Source organism: Paenibacillus sp. FSL K6-2862, assembly GCF_038005125.1.
GTDB lineage: Bacteria > Bacillota > Bacilli > Paenibacillales > Paenibacillaceae > Paenibacillus > Paenibacillus illinoisensis_A.
In genome coordinates, this window is sequence record NZ_JBBOSN010000001.1 from 1,072,733 (window position 1) to 1,089,994 (window position 17,262).

16 protein-coding genes are annotated in these 17,262 nt (G+C 49.4%); 12 read left to right on the forward strand and 4 right to left on the reverse strand.

Features of this window, described 5'->3' with window-relative positions:
- Positions 1-22 precede the first annotated feature (22 nt).
- The 4 genes from MHB82_RS04820 to MHB82_RS04835 are packed head-to-tail and all read left to right on the forward strand — an operon-like array spanning position 23 to position 3,715.
- Positions 23-1,033, forward strand: a complete 1,011-nt coding sequence (locus MHB82_RS04820; protein ID WP_341176581.1) for an ABC transporter permease — start codon at positions 23-25, stop codon at positions 1,031-1,033.
- A gap of 1 nt (position 1,034) precedes the next feature.
- Positions 1,035-1,871, forward strand: a complete 837-nt coding sequence (locus MHB82_RS04825) for an ABC transporter permease (protein ID WP_095288760.1) — start codon at positions 1,035-1,037, stop codon at positions 1,869-1,871.
- Positions 1,872-1,875: 4 nt separating this feature from the next.
- Positions 1,876-2,892, forward strand: a complete 1,017-nt coding sequence (locus MHB82_RS04830) for an ABC transporter ATP-binding protein (RefSeq protein WP_341173995.1) — start codon at positions 1,876-1,878, stop codon at positions 2,890-2,892.
- Between the two features lie 22 nt (positions 2,893-2,914).
- Positions 2,915-3,715: an ABC transporter ATP-binding protein gene (locus MHB82_RS04835; protein WP_110755935.1), complete on the forward strand. Its 801-nt coding sequence runs from the start codon at positions 2,915-2,917 to the stop codon at positions 3,713-3,715.
- A 274-nt stretch (positions 3,716-3,989) separates the two neighbouring features.
- Here the strand turns inward: MHB82_RS04835 and MHB82_RS04840 are convergent, their stop codons facing one another.
- Together MHB82_RS04840 and MHB82_RS04845 are read right to left on the reverse strand one after the other, a co-directional pair.
- Positions 3,990-4,349 carry an HU family DNA-binding protein gene (locus MHB82_RS04840; RefSeq protein WP_426641835.1) on the reverse strand — a complete coding sequence of 120 codons (360 nt, stop codon included), beginning with the start codon at positions 4,347-4,349 and terminating at the stop codon, positions 3,990-3,992.
- Between the two features lie 31 nt (positions 4,350-4,380).
- Positions 4,381-4,581, reverse strand: coding sequence for a cold-shock protein (locus MHB82_RS04845; RefSeq protein WP_095288763.1), 201 nt, complete (start codon positions 4,579-4,581; stop codon positions 4,381-4,383).
- Between the two features lie 169 nt (positions 4,582-4,750).
- On the opposite strand from MHB82_RS04845, the gene MHB82_RS04850 reads away from it, so the two are divergent.
- On the forward strand, positions 4,751-5,668 hold the full coding sequence (locus MHB82_RS04850; RefSeq protein WP_341173996.1) for a tyrosine-type recombinase/integrase: 918 nt from the start codon (positions 4,751-4,753) through the stop codon (positions 5,666-5,668).
- A 97-nt stretch (positions 5,669-5,765) separates the two neighbouring features.
- Here MHB82_RS04850 and MHB82_RS04855 read toward each other — a convergent pair whose 3' ends face one another.
- Entirely contained in the window at positions 5,766-6,278 is a 513-nt protein-coding gene (locus MHB82_RS04855; RefSeq protein ID WP_341173997.1) for a hypothetical protein, read from the reverse strand.
- A 220-nt stretch (positions 6,279-6,498) separates the two neighbouring features.
- Between MHB82_RS04855 and MHB82_RS04860 the strand changes: the two genes are divergently transcribed.
- The 6 genes from MHB82_RS04860 (at position 6,499) to mglC (ending at position 14,989) form a co-directional block, all read left to right on the forward strand.
- A complete protein-coding gene (locus tag MHB82_RS04860) occupies positions 6,499-8,223 on the forward strand; it encodes a response regulator (protein ID WP_341173998.1) in 1,725 nt (574 codons plus the stop codon).
- The gene (locus tag MHB82_RS04865; RefSeq protein WP_437126824.1) at positions 8,220-10,037 is read left to right on the forward strand and encodes a cache domain-containing sensor histidine kinase; all 1,818 of its coding nucleotides are present in this window, start codon (positions 8,220-8,222) and stop codon (positions 10,035-10,037) included. Before MHB82_RS04860 ends, MHB82_RS04865 begins: the two co-directional genes overlap by 4 nt.
- Positions 10,024-11,181, forward strand: coding sequence for a substrate-binding domain-containing protein (locus MHB82_RS04870; protein WP_341173999.1), 1,158 nt, complete (start codon positions 10,024-10,026; stop codon positions 11,179-11,181). The genes MHB82_RS04865 and MHB82_RS04870 overlap by 14 nt, the downstream gene beginning before the upstream one ends.
- A 134-nt stretch (positions 11,182-11,315) precedes the next feature.
- Positions 11,316-12,377 (forward strand): galactose ABC transporter substrate-binding protein, encoded by a 1,062-nt coding sequence (locus tag MHB82_RS04875; protein WP_110755948.1) that lies wholly within the window; start codon positions 11,316-11,318, stop codon positions 12,375-12,377.
- Positions 12,378-12,449: 72 nt separating this feature from the next.
- Entirely contained in the window at positions 12,450-13,955 is a 1,506-nt protein-coding gene (locus tag MHB82_RS04880; protein ID WP_183522482.1) for an ATP-binding cassette domain-containing protein, read from the forward strand.
- A gap of 14 nt (positions 13,956-13,969) precedes the next feature.
- Positions 13,970-14,989 (forward strand): galactose/methyl galactoside ABC transporter permease MglC, encoded by a 1,020-nt coding sequence (mglC, locus tag MHB82_RS04885; protein WP_341174000.1) that lies wholly within the window; start codon positions 13,970-13,972, stop codon positions 14,987-14,989.
- 63 nt (positions 14,990-15,052) lie between these two features.
- Here the strand turns inward: mglC and MHB82_RS04890 are convergent, their stop codons facing one another.
- On the reverse strand, positions 15,053-15,388 hold the full coding sequence (locus MHB82_RS04890; protein WP_110755954.1) for a hypothetical protein: 336 nt from the start codon (positions 15,386-15,388) through the stop codon (positions 15,053-15,055).
- A gap of 265 nt (positions 15,389-15,653) precedes the next feature.
- On the opposite strand from MHB82_RS04890, the gene MHB82_RS04895 reads away from it, so the two are divergent.
- Positions 15,654-17,216 carry a sensor histidine kinase gene (locus MHB82_RS04895; RefSeq protein WP_341174001.1) on the forward strand — a complete coding sequence of 521 codons (1,563 nt, stop codon included), beginning with the start codon at positions 15,654-15,656 and terminating at the stop codon, positions 17,214-17,216.
- Positions 17,217-17,262: the final 46 nt, after the last annotated feature.

Sequence of the window (17,262 nt, forward strand, 5' to 3'; positions counted from 1 at the left end):
AATTCGGGGGGTGCTGGATCCAATGAATGCCTACGCCAGATATGTAGCGAAAAAAGTGTTCTGGTATGGCCTGACCCTGATCATCGCCGTCGGATTGAATTTTATTCTGCCAAGACTGATTGAAGGCAACCCGGTGAGCATGATCGCTTCCAAAATGACTGCAGGCATGACTGATTCGGATTCCATCAAGCGGGTGTATGAGACATTTACCGTTGAATTTGGTATTGATCAGCCCTTGTGGACCCAGTTTGGCATTTATCTGAAAAATCTCTTCACAGGCAATCTCGGCACGTCTTTCGGATTATATCCGAAGTCTGTAACGGACATTCTGGCCTCCGCCGTCCCTTGGACGGTGGGGCTTCAGCTCCCAGCTATCCTGCTGGGCTGGTTGATCGGCAATTTGCTCGGTGCCATCGCGGCGTACCGGAAAGGTGTTTTTGATAAAGTGCTTTTTCCTGTAGCGCTGTTTATCAATTCCATTCCTTTTTTCACTCTGGCTATTATTATGCTGTATGTCTTTGCTTTAACACTGAAATGGTTTCCGCTGTCCGGTGGATACGACTTCCAGATGGTGCCTCAGCTAAGCTTCGACTTTATCATGTCGGTCATACGCCACCATACCTTGCCGTTCCTGTCCATTGTGCTCGTGACCATTGGAGGTCAGGCGATTGGCATGCGGGAGATGTCCATCTATGAGCTGAATTCGGACTATGTGCTGTACAGCAAACTGCTTGGAATTCGGGACGGCCGCATTGCCCGCTATGTGTTCCGCAACGCCATGCTGCCGCAGATCACGGGACTGGCGCTCTCCATTGGCACCATGGTTGGCGGATCACTGATCTGTGAAATTGTGTTCAGTTATCCGGGCATAGGCACCTGGCTGTTCACGGCCATACGTCAGCTCGATTATCCGCTCATTACAGGATGTACACTGCTGATTGCCATCGCCGTGCTGCTGGCCAATTTCACGATTGATGTAATCTATGGCTTCATTGATCCGCGCATTAAGGCTGCTCAAATGGAGGAACAATGACATGAAGCATTCGATCTCTATTTTGCTGAAGTCGCCCAAGTTTATGATCGGTGCGGTGACTTTTGTAGGCATGCTGCTGCTTGTTACCATCTATCCGCTCATAAATCGCAGTGATCCGCTGGAGATGATTGCGATGGCGTTTCAGCCTCCGGGGGATGGATTGCTGCTGGGATCAGACAACTTTGGGCGTGATATCTTTCTGGAATTGATGTATGGCATCCAGACATCGATACGGGTGGGGCTGATAGCGGGCGTTTTTGCAACAGTCATTGGTCTGATTATGGGCTTGGTATCCGGATATATCGGAGGCATGCTGGACAATTTCCTGACAGCCGTTACGAATATTTTCATCGTGATTCCCTCGTTTATCATTTTGATTCTGATCTCGGTCAGTATCGATTCCCGCAGTTCGCTCGTAACGGCCATTATTATTGGCATCACGAGCTGGCCGTGGACAGCCAGGGCGGTACGTGCACAGACCACATCCCTGCGGAGCCGGGATCATGTGCATATTGCAAAAATTTCGGGACACAGCACGCCGCGTATTATCATCCATGAGATTCTGCCGTATATCGCTTCTTATGTTGTCATGGCCTTTGTGCTCCAGACCGCCTCGGGTATTCTGTCCGAAGCCTCCATCTCGATGCTGGGGCTCGGTCCGTATAACACGATATCACTCGGCATTCTGATGAACTGGGCACTGGTATTTGAAGCTCCGGTAGCAGGAGCATGGTGGGCATTCATTCCTGCGGCAATGGCCATTGCCGTCATTACGTTCTCGCTCTATCTGATGAATACAGGCATGGACGAAATCTTTAATCCGAAAATAAGGAGCTAAGACCATGGACCAACCTATACTTCAGGTCAGCGGCCTCAAAACCTATTACCGTACCCGGCTCAAAGAGAATGTTTATGCGGTTGACGGGGTGGAGTTTGGACTGAAAGAAGGGCAGACGCTGGGCATTGCGGGGGAGTCCGGCTGCGGTAAGTCAACACTGGCACTCAGCCTGATGGGCTTCTATTTCCCGCCCTTGCATTATGGCAGTGGTTCAATCCGGATCAATGGCACGGACATCATGCAGCTGAACAAGGAGCAGCTGCGCTCCCGCATTCTCGGTAAGGAAATTGCCTATATTCCGCAGGCTGCGATGAATGCACTTAATCCAACGCTGCGCATTATCCGTTTCATCGAGGATATTATGAAGGAACATCGTCCGGAGATGAAGCGTCAGGAAGTGCGGAGGATGGCAGCCGAGCGCTTCCAATCGCTGAATCTGTCCCCGGATGTACTGGATATGTATCCGAATGAACTGTCCGGTGGCATGAAGCAGCGAACAGTCATTGCTATCTCAACCATTTTGAATCCCAAAGTGCTCATTGCGGATGAACCCACATCCGCTCTGGATGTGACTTCACAGAAGGCGGTCATCCGTCTACTGAAGGATTTGCTGAAACGCGAAGTGATCAAGTCCTTGGTGTTTATAACCCATGAACTGCCGCTTCTGTATCACGTCACGGATGAGATTATGGTCATGTATGCCGGCGAAATTGTGGAACGGGGAACGGCGGACCAGATGATCTTCGATCCACTGCATCCATATACCCGTAAGCTGATGGGGTCCATCATTGTGCCAGAAGAAGGGATGAAGGAACATAAGCTTGCAGCGATACCTGGCGCTCCGCCGAATCTCAAGCATGTGCCTGAAGGCTGTAGATTCGCAGAGCGCTGCACGCTGGTTACGGATGAATGTCGTCAGGGGAAGATTGAGAATATCCAAGTGCAAGAACGGATCTATCGCTGCCTGCTGACACCGGCAATCCTGGAGCAGATCAGGAAAGAGGAGCAGCTTGATTCATGACTCCCGGAAGGAGTGAACTCGCATGGCGATGGGCAAGGTACTGATCAGCGGCCGTCATCTGACGAAGGTATACGGTACAGGCAACCGTAAAAAGGCGGCGGTAGACGATGTCAGCTTTGATTTTCACGAAGGCGAGATTATTTCGATTGTTGGCGAGAGCGGCAGTGGCAAGACCACGCTTGCGAAGATGATTATGGGCCTGCTTAAGGAAACGAGTGGGACCATCGAATATAACGGAAAACCGAGGCAGCTGGGGCGATACCGTGAACGCAAAGCCTATTGGAAGGATATTCAGGCCATTTTCCAGGATCCGTTCTCCTCGTTCAATGTCTTTCACCGGGTAGAGAAGCTGCTGGTCGATTGCATCAAGCTGCAAGGTGTGAAGCTCAGCCAGGATGAGGCGTACATCAAAATGAAAGAAGCTTGTTCTTTCGTGAACCTGAAGTTTGAGGAGTTGTACAACAAATATCCATTCGAGCTGTCCGGCGGGCAGATGCAGCGATTAATGATTGCGAGGATCTTCATGCTGCATCCGAAAGTGCTGATCGCCGATGAGCCCACCTCCATGGTGGATGCCTGCTCGCGTTCCACGATCCTTGATATGCTGCTCAAGCTGCGTGATGAGAACCGGATGACGATTGTGTTTATTACCCATGACGTGGGTCTTGCTTATTATGTTAGCGATACGATCTGCATTATGGAACACGGGCGGATGGTGGAGGCTGGAAAAGCGGAGGAGGTCATTCACCGTGCAGAGCATCCTTATACAAGGCAGTTGATTAACGATGTGCCCAAGATTCATTCGCCCTGGGTACTGGATTAACATAAATCAAGCCCTGGACCGTTTATATGCGGAGCAGGGCTTTTTGTTGTCCAATATGAAAGGGTTCGTTAGCGAGTTGGTGATGATGGAGTGTGTTCAGACTCTGCTGAAGGGGCTGTTGAATGGGTGTGATCCTTTGCGTTATCCTGGTTGGTCTTCTTATCAGAATAATAGTTAAGAATGTCATCAACCGTAGAAAATGTCGCATTTGCATTATAATTATTGTTGTTCGTTTGAATAAAAACCTTCTTTCCGGTACTGTTGTTCGCTGTTTTTAATTTAAAGCTTTCTTCATCATTAATCCGGCTGTAAATACAGGAACTTTCCCTGCGGGAAGCTGAACTTCCTTGCCGGTTCTACGGCTTCTGCCCATGCGTGCTTCGCGTGCTTGCACTTCGAACTTTCCGAATCCGACAAGCTGAACTTCTTGACCTTCTTTTAAAGCTTCCAAAATCGAATCGAGTACGACGGTTACGGCCTTTTCTGCGTTCTTTTTGGAGAATCCGCCAGCTTTGGCAACTTCGGTAATCAATTGTTCCTTATCCATCATAATCCCTCGCTTTGTATGATTGTGGCGTTCGGGTCGATCCGATGATCTGAATATCTGAATAGAGCAGGAAGGGAAGGCAAACAAAAAGCTGCCTGTAAAGGCAGCTTGAATATAATTAGATGACTGTAACGTTCTCAGCTTGTGGTCCCCGGTTACCTTGGGTTACTTCGAATTGAACGCGTTGTCCTTCATCCAATGTTTTGAAACCGTCGCTTTGGATTGCGCTGAAATGAACGAAAACGTCATTTCCTTCTTCAATTTCGATAAAACCGAACCCTTTGTCCGCGTTGAACCATTTCACTGTACCTGTTTGCATGTGATTCCTCCAAAAAATAAGTTTTTAAGCGACCATTTTGATGAGTGTTAATGAAAAATTAACGCTGATCAGGTGCATTTAAACCACAGACTTGATGTCCGCTAATGTATCGATTAATATGATAATACCATGTCCGCTAATATAAGTCAAGATTTGGAGGTTTTTTCTAATGGATAAGGTATCTGGTATGCCGGTGCATGGGGAAATGCTTGTTCAGGAATTCATACATATGCTTACCATTCAGGCTAAATTGACTCCCAAAACATTAAGGGAATACGCGAGTGATCTGAAGCATTTTCTTGAATGGTGCAAAGGAAGTAAAGCATTTGGAGAAAAGGATACCAGAATTGAAAACATAAATACATCCACGTTAATGAGCTACCGTGATTATTCTCAGAACGTTTTGCAGCTGAAGCCAGCTACGATTAACCGCAGACTGATTACACTGAAGCGCTTATTCAAATGGGCTGCAGAAGAGTCCAAAATTAGCAGTGATCCTTCCAAACCTTTGAAATTCATTCCCGAAGACAAGGTGAGCCCTCGCCGAATGACACCCATAGAAGAAGAAGCGTTTCTCTCCGCGGTAGAACAGGGGAATTCCCTGCGGGATCAGACCATCTTGATCTTGATGTTTCATACGGGGCTGCGGACGATGGAGGTATGCAATCTGGAGCCAGTCGATATCGAACTGGGCAAGCGAAGCGGGCAGCTTACGGTGCGGGCCGATAAACGAAACGGACAACGAAGAATTCCGTTAAATACGGTGTGTGTTGCGATGTTGAGAAAGTATATGGAAGGTCTGAGTCCAGGTAGCCCTTACCTGTTCCCTTCGGAGAAGACTAACGATCGTTTGACCGAGAGGGCGCTTCGCCATTTGATTAAAAAAGTAATGACCGTAGCCGGATTGGAAGGACTAAGTTCACATGATCTGCGTCATCGGTTTGGCTATGCCATGGCTGAGCGTGTTCCACTGCATCGTTTGGCTGAAATGATGGGGCATACGAATCCAGACCGAACGATGATCTATGTAAAAGGGTTAAATGCCAATCCCGTAGAGCAGGAGAAGGAATCTCGCCATTTGGATTAGATCAAAAGATATATTAAGAGGTCGATGCAAACGTAATTAAGATTGCATTGATCCTGGACTTCATACGAATGATAGCCCTGATCCGCTGATATGCGGGTCAGGGCTTATTGATGATCTGTGCACCACTTTCAAGCCATCTGCGCGTTCCATCATCATCTAATCGTTTCTCCATTGTTATGATTGCATATGTTCCATCATGCTTTTCCCAAAACTGTATGGCTTTCGAATGATCAGGATCCAGAAGCAGGGCAGGCATGAAATCTCCATTCTCAAGCAAGGATCTTCGGGCTTCACTGTAATAGACATGAATGAAAGAGGAGTGCTCTTTGCGGGGAATCTGGTGTTTAACATGTTCCAAATCATAATACAGCTTCCACTTGCTTAGGTTTTCCTTATCATCATCCTGACCCATAACTTTATGGATTGCCTCTAACCCCCCGCACCACGAACGTGTTAATTTATTCCTTAAGTCCTGGGAATAATCTTCCCACATTAATGTTTCCCTAGGGGGATGAAGCTGATCAGATCGAATGGTTTCGGTAATGGCTCCGCTACAAAGCAATACGGCGCCAATCCCAGTGGTTAACAATCCGGCTTGTAATCTGTTCATTTGAGATCATGTTCCTTTCTCGAATTTTTCGGAACAATTTAACTATAATTTACCATAAATTCAAAAAGGATATGATATAAATATAATTCTTTTCCTTTCGAAAAGTAAGCGGTTACACAAATGAGATAATATTGTATAGTATGATGGCAACCTTGGATCGAAACGACATATACATGAGGCATCTTGCATTATTTCAAAGAGCTGGGGGAGGAATTCGGACGTGTACCGGGTATTGCTGGTGGATGATGAAGAAGACGTACGCGAAGGATTAGTCATAGAGGTGGATTGGGAGGCCCTGGACCTGCGAATCGTCGGTTTGGCAGAGAATGGCCGTGAAGCGCTGGAGATGGCCGAGAGGGTTGAGCCCGATATCGTGGTAACCGATATCAGCATGCCGTTTATGGATGGACTGGAACTTGCGCGAAGGCTGCGGGAACGCAACCCACTCGTGAAGGTTGTCATTTTGACTGGGTATGATGAATTCGATTATGCCAGGCAGGCGGTCTCACTGAGTGTGGATGAATATTTGTTGAAGCCGTTCTCAGCCGGGCATCTGACCGAACTGCTTACACGTCTGCGAGCCCAGATGGCATCTGAGGTGGCAGAACGCGAAGACGTTCAGCAGCTGCGGGATCATTATTATACAAGCTTGCCGCTGGTGCAGGCCGATCTGATGGCTACGCTGCTGCATCGGCAGAAATCGCCGGCGTACATTCATGACAAAGCCAAACAGTGCGGTCTGGACCTAAACGGTGAGCGGTATGGGGTATCCGTTCTGACGCTGCACATGGAGGGTGACGGGAAGAAGAATGGCCATCAAGTGGGAGCGAATACTCAGGCATCGGTTAGGGCAGACAACGTATCGGAGAAAAAGGATGCCCACGGTTCCGGGGGATCACTGCGTCACTCCGAGGATGCGGAACTGAAGCAGTTCGCTGCACTTAACATTGCCGAAGAGGTATGGAAGGAACACGGGGCAGGACATGCTTTTATGCACCAGGAAGCCATTGTTCTGCTTTTTATTGATCGCTGGGGTCAGGGCGAAGGGGAGAAACGTCAGCAGCAGGCCCTTGAGAGTGTCATCCGCAGCATTAATCACTATTTGCGAATCCCGGCCACGGTGGGATCTGGATCCATGGTCGAAACCCTCTCGGATGTGAAACATGCTTACGAGGATGCATTATTGGCGCTCGACTATAGACTGGTCCCGGGGACGGATTCGCTTATCTATATTGCAGACGTGGAGCGGCAGACTGCAGGCAAGCTGCGTTTTGACGAGCTGAAGCAGCAGACGCTGACCCGTACGCTCAAGGCAGGAACCAGAACGGAGCTTGAAGATGCACTGGAAATCATTTTCCGGGAAATTACGGTGGAGCATGGTCGGGGGGACATCCAGCTGTACCTGATTGAAGTGTTGACGACGGTATGGAAGGCAGCACAGGCATCTGGTGAGGACATGGAGGATATCTTCGGTTCCGGTTTCCAATTGTATGCGGATATGTTCCGATTGCCGGGACTGTCTGAGGCACAAGACAAAGTGAGGGAAGTCTGCGTGCTCGTACAGCACCGGATTGCCAGCGGGCGCCAGCATGTATACAAGGATATTGTGGAGCAGGCGCTGAGTTTTACGAAGGAACATTATGCCGATCCCGATCTGTCCATACAGAAGGTATGCGGATATCTGCATATCAGTTCAGGTTATTTTTGCAGCATTTTCAAAAAAGAAGTGCAGCTTACCTTCCTGCAATATCTAATGCAGATCCGTATGGAGGCGGCCAAGGAACTGCTTCGCTCCACAGAGCTGAAGTCGTTTGAGATCGCGGAACGGGTAGGCTTCGCCGAACCGAATTATTTCAGTTTTTGCTTCAAGAAACATATCGGCGTCTCGCCCAAAGAATATCGCAAGCAGTTCGCGCTGACAACGCGTGAAGGTGCAGAACGATGAGAACGTTAGCCGGATGGATGGGACAGTTATGGCTCCGGCTGCGTTTCCGTCTTCGATCCTCGAAGGTCAGCAGTATTCGGTCTATTATCACGTGGTCCTTTTCCATCTTCATTGTACTTGTGCTCACCATTATGGCCCTGCTTCTGCATGACAAATTCACACAGGCTGCCGAACGAAGCGCCGAACTGACAACGAGGCAGATCGTCGATCAGGTCAGCTACAACCTGGAGGACTACGTCCGGAGCATGTCGCATCTGTACCGAGCTATCGAGGAGCATATGCTGCGGGACGGAACCTGGGAAGGGGAACAGGTGGACAAACAGCTGGATACACTGCTCAGCAGCAGGGAGGACATTATCTCCATTACACTGCTCGACTCCAAGGGCGAACTGCTCAAGAACAGACCTTCGGCCGAGCTAAAATCAAGCGCCCATGTGACACAGCAAGGGTGGTTTCAATCTGCGCTCAGAGTGCCGGACCACCTTAGCTTTTCACTGCCTCATATTCAGAACATGTACTCAGGCCCCTATAAGTGGGTCGTATCGATGAGCAAAGGCATTACTGTACGGCAAAATGGTCAGGATCGACAGGTCATTCTGCTGGTGGATATTAATTTCAAACAGATGGATGAATTGAGCCGCCGGGTCAGTCTGGGGCAGCGGGGATATGTCTACATCATCGACGAGAGCGCAGGCAATATTGTTTATCATCCGCAGCAGCAGCTGATGTATATGGGACTCAAAAGCGAAAATATCGAACAGGCCCTGGTGGCTACAGGCAGTTATGAAGATGAAGCGGATGGACAGAAAAGACTGAATACCGTGAAGTCTGTAGCCAATATCGGATGGAAAATTGTCGGTGTGGCCTACCTGGATGAAATCATGACAACCCGGCAGGAGGTCAATGGCTATCTTGTCCGGGTACTGCTGGTTGTGTTAATACTCGTTATTCTCGTGTCCATGCTGCTCTCTTCCAGTTTGACACGTCCGATCCGGCGGATGGAGCGGAAGATGAAAGCCGTGGAGAGAGGGGACTTCAACGTGGAGCTGCCCATTCAGGGACCCCTTGAAGTGGAGCGGTTATCCCGGCGGTTTAATCTGATGGTGTACAAGATTCGTACGCTGATGAATGAGATCATCCATGAACAGGAACAGAAACGACGTCTCGAACTGGAAGCTTTGCAGGCCCAGATTAATCCTCATTTTCTCTACAATACATTAAATTCTGTCGTGCGCATGGTGGGCATGAGTCGTAATGAAGAGGTGATCACCATGATCACATCGCTATCACGCCTATTTCGCATAAGTCTCAGCCAAGGGAAAACCATTATTACCGTACGTGAAGAGCTGGAGCATGCGCACCATTACCTGACCATTCAGCAGATGCGGTTCAAGCGCAAATTCCGGTTCAGCCTGGATGCAGATGAGGATACATTGGAATGTCTGACACTAAAGCTGGTTCTTCAGCCGTTAATTGAGAATGCCATCGTGCATGGGATTGAGTATCACACGGATGAAGGCTGCATTGAGATCCGCGTCTATCGGGAGAGCGACCAGCTGGTTTTTCGTATCACGGATAATGGTGTCGGCATGACGGAGGAGCAGGTGGCAGGACTACTTCAGGGCAGTCCCATCGCGAAAAGTGGGGCTGGATCAGGGGTAGCCGTGCGCAATGTACATGACCGGATTCAGCTCTATTATGGGGAAGGGTGCGGTCTTGAATTCGAGAGTGAGCTGGAGGAAGGAACGACGGTCTGGATTCGGATACCGGTTCAATGCGAACGGGAGGATGGCGATTTTTATGATAAAAGGTAAGGAAGATAAAGCAATCATCCGCAGGGTCTTCAGTACAGATTCCATCAAGAAATTCAGTCAGTCCATCCTTCGTGTACGCAGATGTACGGGGATCGCTGCGGCGGGCTGCTGTTTATTTCTGGGTACGGCATGTGGCATCTCCAATGCCGATTCGGTACTGCCGCCACCTCGTGTCGCTCTAATCACCCCTGCAGGGACAGGGGAACTTGCTGAAGCGATAAAGCTCGGGGCAGAAGCAGCAGCCAAGGAACATGGAGCGGAACTGTTAACGGTGGAGGCATTTCCATCCGAGGCGGCAACGTATGCGCCATCCAATCCAGATTCGGCGATCCACCGAGTCAGAGAGCAGCAGGAGTTGTCCCGGCAGGGCGTTTCGGCCTACAGTCAGCGCGAACAGGCACAGATCCGAGCAGTGACTCAGGCATTGCAACAGGGCGCTTCCGCTCTGCTCGTTGATCCACTGAGTGAGAAGGTACTTGGCGACATTATTCAGAAGGCCCAAACGATGAATAAGAGCGGCATGAGTGTTCCTGTGATTGTTCTCAACGATGAGTTTCCTGTCGAAGGGATTACGAGTGTCATATCCATGGATAATGTGGAGGCTGGGCGGCAGGCAGGTGAAGCCATGGCCGAACTTCTGGGAGGCAGAGGCAGCGTAGCCTTGCTGGGGCCCGATCCTGTGAACCCAGGGCTGATCCACCGGGAGCAGGGGGTCATGGAAGCGCTGGTACAGTATTCGGGTATTCGGATTGAACCCAAGTCCGTATGCAGCACTCGCGAAGTTTGCTGGCAGGCAGCAAAGCAGCTGCTGGACGAGCAGCAGGTAGACGGCTTCATTGCCCTGCAGGAGCCCGCGTCTCTGGGAGCGGCGGATGAACTGCATCGCCGCAAGTTGGAGCACCAGGTCAACATTGTAGGCTTTGGGAGTGAGCAGCAGCAGCTGGAGCAGCTCCAGGAAGGGGTATTCCAGCATCTGATTGTGCAAAATGGCTTCAGCGCAGGGTACCTTGGTTTGAATCAGGCCGTAGCACGGCTGAATAATCAGCAGGTGCAAGCCAGAGTGACGCTGGAAACGAAGCTGGTCAGTACGGACAATATGTTCTGGATGGATAACCAGAAGCTGCTGTTTCCGTTTGTTCAATGAAGATAGAGGACATGAACCGAACACAGGAAGATTTCGATAAAACAGATGAAGATATTGTATTCGAAAATCGTGTAAACCCTTTCATAATAAAGACATCGGTGAAGCCGAATGAACTTGGGGGAGGTCATTAGGATATGAAGAAAACGTGGATGACACTGCTGCTTACTGCATTCATGGTTGCGGCTGCGGGCTGCAGCAGCGGTGGAGACAGTGCGGGTGGAAGTACAGGAACGGGTACGGAGGAGCAGGCAGCAGGCGGAACGGAGACGCCGAAGATTGGTGTTGCGATCTACAAATTCGATGATACGTTCATGACGGGCGTACGGAATGCGATGACGGCAGCAGCAGAAGGCAAAGCCACACTTGATATCGTGGATAGCCAGAACGCACAGCCGACCCAGAATGAGAAGGTGGACCTGTTTGTATCCAAAAAATACAGCGCGATGGCTGTAAATCCGGTTGACCGGACGGCGGCAGGCGTCATCATTGACAAGGCCAAGGCGGCAAGCATTCCTGTCGTGTTCCTGAACCGTGAGCCGGTAGCCGAAGACATGAATAAATGGGATAAGGTGTACTACGTTGGTGCCAAGGCGGAAGAGTCGGGTACGATCTCCGGCCAGCTGATTGTGGATTACTGGAAAGCCCATCCCGAAGCGGACAAAAACGGGGACGGCAAACTGCAATACGTCATGCTGAAAGGCGAGCCGGGACACCAGGATGCAGAGCTGCGGACGAAATACTCCGTACAGGCGATCCAGGATGCCGGTATTGAGGTAGAGGCACTGGCGGAAGACACGGCGATGTGGGATCGGGTCAAAGGACAGGAGAAAATGCAGGCATTCCTCGCTTCCCATGGCGACAAGATTGAAGCTGTACTTGCCAACAATGACGATATGGCACTCGGTGCCATCGAAGCATTGAAGGCAGCAGGATACTTCAAGGACGGCAAGGCAATGCCTGTCGTTGGTGTGGATGCAACCGCTCCTGCCATTCAGGCGCTTCAGGACGGCACGATGCTTGGCACCGTATTGAATGATGCGAAGAACCAGGGCGCAGCAACAGTGGCTTTGGCTGCAGTACTCGCCAAGGGTGAGACGCCAACGAAGGAAAATACGGGGTATGACATTACGGACGGCAAATATGTCTGGATTGCCTACAAGAAAATTACGAAAGACAACATTGCCGACGCCCAATAACAGCAGCAGAGAGGGACGTCCGTCTTATCGGTGGCGTCCTTTTTTCTGGGCATATGGAAGGGAGGAACCTATATGGCATCACCTTATCTGCTGGAGATGGATGGAATTTCGAAGGGATTTCCGGGTGTGCAGGCACTTAGTCAGGTCACCCTGAAGGTGAAGCCTGGATCGGTCCACGCTCTGATGGGAGAGAATGGAGCAGGTAAATCCACACTGATGAAATGTTTGTTTGGCATGTACCGACCGGATGAAGGGACGATTCGAATCGATGGAAAAGAGGTCGACATTCCGAATTCGAAAGCAGCACTGCAGCATGGCATATCCATGATCCATCAGGAGCTGAATCCGGTGCCTCATCGACCCGTGATGGAGAATATATGGCTGGGGCGTTTTCCGATGAGAGGGTTGCTGGTCGACGAGAAGAAGATGTATGCCGATACTTTGGCCTTGTTTAAAGACCTGAATCTGGATATCGACCCGAAGGCACAGGCAGGAACGCTATCCGTATCCAAAATACAATCCATGGAAATCGCCAAAGCGGTATCTTTTCAATCGAAAGTCATTGTTATGGATGAGCCGACCTCATCTCTGACAGGCAAGGAAGTAGAGCAGCTGTTCGCCATCATTAACGAGCTTCGCAGCCGCGGCGTGTCGATTATCTACATCTCTCACAAAATGGAGGAAATCCTTACGATTTCGGACGAAGTCACCATTATGCGTGACGGGTTTGTTGTTGGTACCTGGGATGCTGCTGATCTGACTACCGATCTGATCATTACCCGCATGGTTGGACGGGATCTGGACGAACGTTTTCCAGAACGGACCAACGTTCCTGGCGAAGTGATTTTGAAGGCAGAAGGGTTAACATCTAGCCAGGCCCACTCTTTCAAGGATATTACATTTGAGCTCCGAAAAGGGGAAGTACTCGGTATTGGCGGGCTCGTGGGGGCACAGCGGACGGAGCTGATTGAATCCTTGTTCGGACTGCGCGGTCTCGCTTCAGGCACAATCTCGATTCATGGACGCAAGGTGAAGATCAACTCACCCGCCGCGGCGAAACGTCATCATATGGCGCTGCTGACTGAGGAGCGTAGGGTTACGGGCATATTTCCGGTGTTGTCCGTGTATGAAAATACGATCATTGCGAGTCTGGGAAGGTACCGGAACCGGGTTGGGCTGCTGGATGAAAAGAAGGGACGCGAAGAGGCAAGGGAGCAAACCCAGAAATTCAGAACTAAAACGCCTTCCGTTAACACGCTGATTCGAAACCTGTCTGGGGGGAATCAGCAGAAAGTGCTTCTGGCGCGGTGGTTATTGACCAGTCCGGAAATTCTGCTGCTTGATGAACCGACGCGGGGCATTGACGTGGGTGCCAAGTTTGAAATATACACCATTATTACGGAACTGGCTCGTCAGGGCAAAAGCATTATCATGATCAGCTCGGAGATGCCTGAACTGCTCGGGATGTCCGACCGGATCATGGTGATGAGTGAAGGAAGGCTGACCGGCATTGTAGACGGAGCCGACGCCACAGAGCAGGAAATTATGAGGCTGGCCGCTCAGCAGCGGATGGCTTAGACAGGAGGAAACAGATGAACACGCAAGTCATCAATCAGGTAAAACAGTATGTAACGCAGCGAGCCATCTTTATCGTACTTATTCTGCTTGTCATCGGCATTGCCATCGCAGACCCGAACTTCCTTGCTTTCTCTACCCTACGGGATATATTGCAGCAGTCCTCCACAAGGGCCATCATTGCACTCGGGGCGGCCTTCATCCTTGTCACCGGTGGGGTCGATCTGTCTGCCGGCCGGGTTGTAGGTCTGACGGCAGTGGTATCCGCGTCCATGCTGCAAATTGACGAATATGCCAATCGGTTCTTCCCGGATCTGCCTCATTTATTGGTGGGGCTGCCCATTATAATTGGGATTGTGGCTGGTCTGATTGTCGGGTTGGTAAATGGAATTATAGTCGCCAAGCTGCATGTACCTCCATTTATCGCTACATTGGGAACGATGGTGGCTGTCTATGGATTGAACTCGATTTATTTTGATACAGAGCCCAACCAGTCACAGCCGATTGGAGGACTTAGACCGGACTTTACGGTGATCGGATCAGGCTATATAGATCTGGGTGGTGGCTACTCGATCCCCTATATTGTACTGATTGCGATTGCAGTAGCCTTAATCTGTTGGGTCGTTTTTAACAAAACCCGCCTCGGCAAAAATATGTACGCCATTGGCGGCAATATCCAGGCCGCACATGTGTCAGGAATTCACGTCGCACGTAATTTGATTGCTCTGTATGCCATTGCGGGAGCGTTGTATGGACTGGGTGGTGTGCTGGAGGCAGCGCGCACAGGCGGAGCGACGAATAACTACGGCAATATGTATGAGCTGGATGCCATAGCAGCGTGTGTCGTTGGCGGCGTCTCAACAGCCGGAGGCATCGGTACAGTGCCAGGTGTTATGGCCGGGGTGCTCATCTTCGGGGTTATCAACTACGGCCTTACCTTTATCGGTGTAAGTCCCTATTGGCAGCTAATTATTAAAGGATTAATTATTGTTGCCGCTGTTGCATTTGATATCCGCAAATATATGGCGAAGAAATAGATTAGTCGAGAGGAAGAACAAAGTCAGCGCTCTGGGACGTCAGAGCGCTGGCTTCTTTTTTCTTTATGAATTGACGATCCAATCCAACACAGTAACCAAAGGGCCTATGAAACAGATGATTAGCATAACACCGGCCACGATTGAAGCGGTTTTTGTACCGTAGTGTACTTTGTGTTTTCTTGCAATAATGATGGCAGGGATCCAAAAGATTGCAGTTATTACTGTTGGAATGATCAGTCCTTCGTCACCCTTGCTATAGATTGGCCAATTCATCTTATGAAACAGATAATACCCGAACCTAAAATCATCAGGCCCCCATGCATAATTAAATGCAAATCCCAAAGCCACAATGAGCAGAGAAAAGGTGCCCGGACCGAATGGTCGTTTCTGTTCTACCACGAAAATCACCTTCAAATCCCAATTTTATTGAAAATAAATCCATTATTGTATTATAACATACCAGAAAAAGGATGGATGATATGCAGGATCGCTATTCAAGATACTAAATAAATGGTATATAATCCATGAGCCCTATCCATTCCAATTTGGAGAGCTTCCAATAATCGACAACATTAGCTAATCATAATCGATATAATGCATGTAAATGAAATGTTAGATGTGAGTAGATTGTCAAAGGGGGCGAGGCTGTTTGCTAACGTACACGATGAAAAGGGTTATTTTCCCGCTGGGTTGCCTGCTTGTAATCCTGTCCTCTTATTTTCTGGGCCGCACTTCCAGCCTCACATGGATGATCCTTGCCGGAGCCTTATTTGTTGCCAGCATTTATGGAGAAAGACGATATCCTGTATTACAGAAAATCCAATGGATTTTCCTTGGCGTATTCCATTATTTCAGTGAATTGAACTGGTGTAACCTGTTATACCACTTGCTCATCATGACAATGATCCAGGACAAACAGCGAGTAGCTCAAACACTGCCGATTTCTTTTCTAATTGTGCTGGAATATACACTGATTCGCCTATCCTATGTACCAATAGAGTTATACACCTTGCTGGTGTCCCTATTTGATATCCTCTCAGCAGTTGTTTTTATTTTCTTGTACCATACATTAATTAACAGCGAAGCTGAAAAGCGCAGATTGCGCGAAAAAAATCAATTCCTCACCCTGCACGACCCGCTTACAGGGCTGCTCAACTATGAAGGATATATGAATGCACTGCAAGAGACGGCAGAGAAGCAGCGCTCCTTTTTGCTCATTCTTCTGAACATCCAGAACTTCAACGGATTTAACAAGGAAGTGGAAAACAATTGGAGTACCATCATAGCTGGGACAGGACGGAGCATCTCCAAGCATTTTGCGGATGCATATGGGATATCCCGTTATGCGGGAGATCGATTTTCAATCATTTTGCCCGAGGTTGCGGGTATCGAGGAACGAATAAGTATGATGCAAACCACAGATCTGAAAGGATTACAGGTTACGTATAGCATTTCGATCTATCCGGAGACAGAAGAGACCCTCCAGCAGTTAATAACGATTGCAGAGGAGCGGCTATTTCAGGCACAGCGCAGCAAGTGGATTAAGAATGAAGAAGAGATCTACCGTTCGGAAAGGCTCAGGGCTGTTGGAGAACTGGCAGCCGGCATGGCGCATGAAATCCGTAATCCGCTCACGGCCATTCGAGGCTTTCTACAGCTTTCTCGGGGCCAGGCCTTCAATATTGCCCCATGGTATGAAGTGATTATGGGCGAAGTGATCCGGGTCACGGACCTGACTGCAGAGTTTCTGCAATTTTCCAAGCCGCAGGCTCATCTAATGAAACCGGAGAAGCTGGACCAGTGCCTTGAACGTGTTTTGTCATTAACCGAGTCAGATGCAGCATCGCGCGGTCACCGGATTTCGCTTGAGCTGACGGGACATGCTGTTATGGTGCACATGGATCGGGACAAGATTGTACAGGTGTTAATCAACCTGATACGCAACGCATTCGAAGCGATGAATGATCCCGGAGAAGTACATATTGTTCTTGTTCATGAAGGAGACAAAGCATATACATCCATCACGGATACAGGAAGCGGCATACCGGAGAAGGCCCTTGCCGATATATTTAATCCATTTTATACAACGAAGGAAGAAGGGACAGGGCTTGGTCTGTCGCTCTGCCAGAAGATTGCCCATGATCACCATGGAGAGATTACAGTGCGAAGTGAAGTGGGAGTCGGCTCTATGTTTACACTGGAGCTCCCTGTAGTAGCCGTGGAGTAATTGGTTAACAAGCTACCTCCAAGAACAAACGAAAACGCCGCACAGG